Origin of the sequence: Streptomyces luteolifulvus (genome assembly GCF_008806595.1) — a bacterium.
Classification (GTDB): domain Bacteria; phylum Actinomycetota; class Actinomycetes; order Streptomycetales; family Streptomycetaceae; genus Streptomyces; species Streptomyces luteolifulvus.
Window position 1 is genome coordinate 37,863 of sequence record NZ_VZRB01000049.1, and the last position, 1,600, is coordinate 39,462.

Annotated in this window: 1 protein-coding gene and 1 pseudogene; one reads left to right on the forward strand and one right to left on the reverse strand. The window is 67.6% G+C overall.

Annotated elements, in window-relative coordinates; all coding sequences use genetic code 11:
* Window positions 1-183 (forward strand): annotated as a pseudogene (locus F7R91_RS43385) (Acg family FMN-binding oxidoreductase); the annotation flags it as partial.
* On the opposite strand, the gene F7R91_RS37990 reads toward F7R91_RS43385, so the two are convergent.
* The gene (locus F7R91_RS37990; RefSeq protein WP_191971823.1) at window positions 180-1,508 is read right to left on the reverse strand and encodes an IS4 family transposase; all 1,329 of its coding nucleotides are present in this window, start codon (window positions 1,506-1,508) and stop codon (window positions 180-182) included. The pseudogene F7R91_RS43385 and the gene F7R91_RS37990 sit on opposite strands and share 4 nt — an antisense overlap.
* Window positions 1,509-1,600: the final 92 nt, after the last annotated feature.

Below are 1,600 nucleotides of genomic sequence, written 5' to 3' on the forward strand. Positions count from 1 at the left end.
GAACGGGTCCTGCTCCGGGCCACGCTCGACGGGCTGGCCACCTCGCTCACCTCCCAGGCCCTGGAGTGACCCGACCTGCGCCGGGTCGTCCGCGAACCGCAATCGACCATGGGGTACGTGCACATGGTGCTGCGCCTCGGCTACGGACCACCGGGCCACTCAATGCCGTTGCTTGAGTTCTAAACCAATCGAGGCAGAAGGGTGATGGTCTTTGGCTGGGTGCGGCGTGTCGGCTGACGTGTCCAGCCCTTCGGTGGGTCGGCGTACTTGAGCTTGAAGCGCTTGACGAGCCGGTCGGCTTCGCGGTCGCGGCGTGGTCCGATGTCGAGTTTGCGGAGCTTGGAGGCGAGGGTCACCAGGAACTTCGTCAGCCTGCGCGGGGTGCTCGCGGCCTGCTGGATGACGCTGCGGCGCACGGCCTTGAGGACCTTGACGAAGGAGATCCGGTCCGGGTCGATGCGATGCTGGCCAGCGATGTCGACGATCATGCGGGACAGGCAGTGGTGGACGGCCAGGTGGGCCCAGACCTCCTGGTGCACCAAGCCCGGTTGCGCCGAGCGTAGTACCTGCTGCGGGCCGCGCTGGAAGGTCTTGATCTGACGGTTCGACAGCTCCGCTTCCCACCGCTCGTGATACAGGGCGGCGAGTTCATCGGCCGGGGCCTGCTCGGGGTCGAGGAGGTCCGTGAGTAGACGGATCGCCTCCCCGCTGTCGACCTGGTACTCGATCACCCGCACGGTCACGGTGCGGACCTGGCGTTTGCCGGCCCACTGCGAGATCTTCGCAAGGTAGGTGCCATCCGGCAGATGCTCGAGGGGAGTGCGCGCGTTGTTCGTCTTCGCGCGGATCAGCACATGGGCGCCAGCCTTGGTGAACTCCTGCCACACGTTGACCCCGACGAAGCCCCGGTCCATGATCACGAGCATGCCGTCGGTATCGGCCGCCAGGGGTGCGGCCAGGTCCTGTTCGCTGTCGACGAGACCACCGACGCGCGCGTCCAGCACCGCGTGCGTGCCCACCTCCGTCAAGGTGACCACCCGGACCTGCGGAAACGCCAGCGGGCTACCGTCCGGCGCTACCTGCCCACCGAACGCGGCCCGGTTCTCGGCTGATTCCGGGGCATCCAGGTAGAACCCGTCGACCGCGGCCAACCGCATCCCCCGGAAGAACGATCCGGCGAGCCCGGCTGGTGCCAGCGGGCCCGCGACCTTGCGGAACACCGTCTCCAGCACCTGCGGGCCCAGACGCTGCCGTGCCCGGGTGAACGACGACCTGTTCGGAATCGCATCACCCATGCCTGGTATTGCGCCGACCAGGTTCTCCGCGACATCGTCGTAGGAATCCTGGTGGAACAGGGCCAGCCCCAGCACGAAGTACACCATCGTCTGCGCGGGCAGCGCACCCGGCCGCTTGTCCCGCCTGCCGTGCGCAGAGATCGCCTCCTCCACCAGCTCGGGCGTCACCCACCGCGTCAACGCCCCCAGCCGCACCTGATCAGACAATCCCACCCACGCGTGACCCATGCCCCGCCCAACGAGCACCGGCCCGTGCCGTCACCGCCTCATACCGAACTCCTTGACAGAGTCAAGCAACGGCATTG